This is a genomic window from Kistimonas scapharcae, assembly GCF_039540975.1.
Lineage (GTDB): Bacteria > Pseudomonadota > Gammaproteobacteria > Pseudomonadales > Endozoicomonadaceae > Kistimonas > Kistimonas scapharcae.
Genome location: NZ_BAABFL010000113.1, coordinates 1 through 4203, shown reverse-complemented (window position 1 = coordinate 4203; position 4203 = coordinate 1). Strand labels below are relative to the sequence as shown.

At 46.4% G+C, this 4203-nt stretch carries 9 protein-coding genes; 1 reads left to right on the top strand and 8 read right to left on the bottom strand.

Translation table 11 applies throughout. The features are described 5' to 3' along the window. Nucleotides 1–269 (bottom strand): hypothetical protein (locus ABD892_RS06775; protein WP_345194675.1); only part of this gene is annotated, 269 nt, incomplete at its 3' end. A gap of 119 nt (nucleotides 270–388) precedes the next feature. Then, the gene (locus ABD892_RS06770; protein WP_345194673.1) at nucleotides 389–793 is read right to left on the bottom strand and encodes a hypothetical protein; all 405 of its coding nucleotides are present in this window, start codon (nucleotides 791–793) and stop codon (nucleotides 389–391) included. Between the two features lie 387 nt (nucleotides 794–1180). Here ABD892_RS06770 and ABD892_RS06765 point away from each other — a divergent pair, with 387 nt between their 5' ends. Continuing rightward, nucleotides 1181–1363 carry a hypothetical protein gene (locus ABD892_RS06765; RefSeq protein ID WP_345194671.1) on the top strand — a complete coding sequence of 61 codons (183 nt, stop codon included), beginning with the start codon at nucleotides 1181–1183 and terminating at the stop codon, nucleotides 1361–1363. Between the two features lie 3 nt (nucleotides 1364–1366). Here ABD892_RS06765 and ABD892_RS06760 read toward each other — a convergent pair whose 3' ends face one another. From ABD892_RS06760 to ABD892_RS06735, 6 genes are all read right to left on the bottom strand, one after another. Beyond that, a complete protein-coding gene (locus tag ABD892_RS06760) occupies nucleotides 1367–1555 on the bottom strand; it encodes a hypothetical protein (RefSeq protein ID WP_345193260.1) in 189 nt (62 codons plus the stop codon). Nucleotides 1556–1581: 26 nt separating this feature from the next. Beyond that, on the bottom strand, nucleotides 1582–1773 hold the full coding sequence (locus ABD892_RS06755) for a hypothetical protein (protein WP_345193262.1): 192 nt from the start codon (nucleotides 1771–1773) through the stop codon (nucleotides 1582–1584). Between the two features lie 80 nt (nucleotides 1774–1853). Continuing rightward, nucleotides 1854–2153 carry a hypothetical protein gene (locus ABD892_RS06750; RefSeq protein ID WP_345194670.1) on the bottom strand — a complete coding sequence of 100 codons (300 nt, stop codon included), beginning with the start codon at nucleotides 2151–2153 and terminating at the stop codon, nucleotides 1854–1856. Between the two features lie 549 nt (nucleotides 2154–2702). Further along, nucleotides 2703–3023, bottom strand: coding sequence for a hypothetical protein (locus ABD892_RS06745; protein WP_345194668.1), 321 nt, complete (start codon nucleotides 3021–3023; stop codon nucleotides 2703–2705). 24 nt (nucleotides 3024–3047) lie between these two features. Further along, entirely contained in the window at nucleotides 3048–3374 is a 327-nt protein-coding gene (locus ABD892_RS06740; protein ID WP_345194667.1) for a hypothetical protein, read from the bottom strand. A 55-nt stretch (nucleotides 3375–3429) separates the two neighbouring features. Continuing rightward, nucleotides 3430–3825 (bottom strand): hypothetical protein, encoded by a 396-nt coding sequence (locus tag ABD892_RS06735; protein WP_345194665.1) that lies wholly within the window; start codon nucleotides 3823–3825, stop codon nucleotides 3430–3432. Nucleotides 3826–4203 lie beyond the last annotated feature (378 nt).

The following is a 4203-nucleotide window of genomic DNA, read 5'->3' as shown; positions in this document are numbered from 1 at the left end:
TTTTTGTAGCGGCCTTCTTTCACCAGCGTTTCAAAGTCGGTGTCCACCTGTTGCGGTTCGGCCTGCAGACCGTTATCGCTGAATGCAAGTTGTCCGATCCAGCCATAGGCCGGGGCATTATCCGAGGGGTGTCCAACAACAATGGGGGCTTCGTGCAGGGAGGGATCGTAGGCATCGGCACAGGCGCGCACTTGCGCCTCGCTGAAGTCAGTGGTCTGGCCAGCGGCATCCGTATGGGTGCCGGGCCGAAAGATGTGGATGGCTTGCATGGCAGCGTTTGTCGGGTGGACTTACCCGCATTCAAGCCAAATAGCAGAAAGAAAATAAGGCGGTTTTTTTCCGCCTTTTGAATATATTTCTGAAATAGACTTAAGCACCTCATCATTAATTATGATTCAGCAAAGAACGTATCATTTATCCTATTGATTGCATTGGTTAGTTGCTTACATACTAATTTAATGGTTATTTCTGCAGCGTAACCTGCAGCTTTCAATCTGGGTTGAGCTGATTTCTGCAATGGTTTTGCAGCGATATTCACTAAGCCACGGGCTGCACATCTATTCAACAATGTGAAACTCTGATCGCTACCTGTAACACTGCTTTGATCTTGAATGACTTGTACTTGCCTTTGTCTAAAAGTAGCAACCTCTGGTGACTGCCTAGAATCAAGATAATTTGCTTGACAAGATGCGCGATTTGTTCCGATTAGACTTTGTAACAACATAACTACCTCCTCTCTAAATACAAACTTGATTTTTTCATTATAAAAAAAAAACCATTCAATACCATTCAACCAAAGTCTTAATCATTCATGGTTACTATTACACTCATACCAGCATAGTGAAATGCACACTTGATTCACCCAAATATCAGGCAATATAACATTCCAAATGCCTGTAATAAGAAATGCATATATCAACTTCATACCGAATATAATTAAGCAATTTTCACAATTAGTTAAAATCAGATATCAATTTGAAATAGAGTAAACTTTTATTATTCAATAGTGAGATAAAGACCACTGAGGTTATCCAACGACAGTGGCTATGATGACCTACTCGCCCATATTCGGCATGGCGGTCGCGTCTGTCGCCGTATTGAGCGCGTGGTGAAAGCCACGCCAGCACCGAACGCTAAACCTAAAAACAAGCCTGCTCTCAATAGTGATGCCGGTATTATGATGAGCCACCTCAAGGCTGTTGCTAATCCCAAGCGGCCGGCCAAACCGGAATCACTGAAAAACTACATCAAGTCTCACCTGCAACTTAAGAACGACCAGGTTCGACAAGAGCGCGTCTACCGGCAACTCATCACCGATGGTGTCGTCAAAGAAGACGGAGAAAAACTCAAATACTGCCTCTGATGGTCACCGGTTCCCCAGCAAGCCTTTGATGATCCGGATTTCATGCTGGATCATCTTCATGGCCTGTTCGTAGTCAGGCTCTGACTGTTTTTCCAGCTTGAGCAGATAACGATCAATGTTCAGCACAATCATCTCGACGGCGTTGATGCAATCGTCCTGCTGCTGGAGTTTCTGTCGCAAAATGGGATCCATGATGTCTCCGGTACTTTCATTGGGTGTTAATGTCGTCGTTTATTCAAAACATCCTGTCTGACCTGTTGTTCTACAAAGTCCCAGAATGACTCACACTCCTTCTCCAGAAAAACTGCAAGTAGTGGATGCGCCTCCCGGGCCAGCCTTTCCAGCTCTCCGGTGAACCTGTCCGTTTCGCGTATTATCCGCTCGTATGTGTCATCATCCGGGTACTGCATGGTGAGCCCTCCGTGGCAACTTTGATACACCCAGTTTCTGCACCTGACACTTGGTTGTTGATACGAATTTTTGCCGCATCTTATAAGTGACGAGGGATCTCTTTTTTCATGGTGTAAAACGCGATCAGGTAGTGCTGTTCTTTTTTATCCTTGTCTTTTTCGCTGAGCAGGAAATCGCCTTTTTCAAAAGTCATCCGGCCTAAAGCCTTATCGTCAATGGTCAGCGTGTTGCCGTTGTCCAGCGTGAGTGTCAGTTTCCAACCGCCAATACACTCGACACTGCCGTTAACGACACGATGATTGTTCACCCGCATTTCTGCGGTTTTGGATACCAGGTTCTTGAAAGCATCCGCCAATTTAGCCTGTGTTGTTTTTGCCATAGGGAACTCCTCCGTGTGTGGCCAGAATGCCGGGAATACGTGGGCTGCAAGGCAGTTGGTACGTTGTTCCCGCCGGTTATCACACACATTAGACGGTGTGGGGCGACAAGCAAGGGGCATTAAGGCTTCTGATAGCGGCTCTATCGGGATGGATAGTCACATCCATGGACAGGGGAGGAAGTCAACGAAAGGAAGGGCAAAGAACAGGCTGGCGGGCGTTACCCGCCGTTTCAGGAAGTATCGCACTGTCGTTCAGGCTCAGGCCGTAATACCCGGCGCGACGGTAACAGAAAACAGGAGGAATTGGCTTGAGCCCTTGCCGGGCGAGGGATCACCAATCTTGGCACAAAGCCTGATATAAAAAGGGCAAGGACGTGGGAAAGCGGACGGCTTCTGGAAAAGCCTGGTCAGGGATGACAGCCGAGGGGCGAATAACAATACTGCCCTCGCAACCGGTGGCTGAGGTCATGGAGTGGAAAAGGTTTCAGGGAGGAATCCCCGGGGCAAGGATGCCCCATCCGTTACCGGGGTAACCAGACACGAACTTCCTCATGCTGATAGTTCATTGCAGGCATCTTCAAAGCACACCCTCACGTCTTTCAGCCAGAAGGTAACATCCTCATGAACATCTGTTTGATGGGCGATGTTCTCAACCAGCAACAGCGCCTGCTTCATTTTGTCAAAATCACGAACGGACTCCCAGCTCATCCCTTCGTCAATATGAAAAAGAAGCCGTCCCAGATCGGGCGGGCTGCAATGCTGTACAACGGCATCGCGAAGATTAATCCATGCCCCCTGTAGATCGGAGAGTATTGTCTTTTCGTACCCTGTTGGTTCCTGTTGAAAACTCATGAGTTCAATCCCCGCCATCTGCACGGTTGCCAGTCGGAAACATTACAGCATTTTCTGTAGTCCCAGGCATATTTTGAATGCCTGAATGAGCGACTCCGATGTTTCAAAGATCATCGACATTCCCTTGTTGTAGACCTCAAATTCAGTGTTTCCGGTGTCTGACTCGATAACCACATGGTCATATTCTGTTGGGATTGCTCCTTCCCGCATGCCGTAGGTGCCTTTAAGAGCCAGTGTGGATGGCTGGGATAGTAAGTCCACCAGGTCGTCGGGCAGGGAATCGGGACAAATATGATGAGTGACCAGACGATCCAGTTCATGGGTACTATGGATTATACCGACCTTGTATTTGATGGTTATCAGGGTCAAGTTTCAAGCTCCTCCATGACCGTGGTTAATGCGGCTATTTTTGTTTTGATGCGCGTTAGTTGGAATAGGTACTGTCGCCAACTTTTGTGCAAACAGAACCATCCGGACCATATGAGGTATTACCAATTTTAGTGATCACGGTACCATCTGATTTATAAAAAGAATTCCCGATTTGTTGTGTTGTTGATCCATCTGAATGGTAAATTGTATTTCCGATTCTCGTTGCATAGCTACCATTAGAGCCATAAGTAGTATTACCTATCTGTTGATGAAAAACGCCTGGTTCACTGTGTACTGCCAAGCCAATATCCTGCTTATTCTCATTAATACCATAATTTGGTTCATAATGTCGGCGTTTCCTTTTTTCAGGCAAATAATCCTTCTTTTCAGGCTTGCAAGGGGATATGAAAATAGAAATAAGATTATCAATTAGTTTCAAAAATTCATTCATTGTTTTATGGCCTCAAGTTGGTTAAATTTATCAGTGTCAATCTCTGAGGGATCAACGAATTGTTGCAGGATTATTTGATTTCTAATCGTCAGAAATAAAGCTTGAGAGATGGTTTAGTTTGATACACCGGAGCCTGCTCTGTGTTAGTTCATTTTCCAGTTTGTTCAGGAGCAGGTTGCATATAGGGAGCTACTCCTGCATAGATTGCTAAGCCGCAACAACACCAACCACATCCATCAACTTACCGTAGTCAGTAACCACATCGAAAATCGTGGGCATGCCTTCGTTCTTTAATCAGGGAAAACGCATGAAACCCCGCGCTATCACTAGCTTCAGGCTCCATCAACCTCTGCGGCGGACAATGGCGATCCGGCCAGA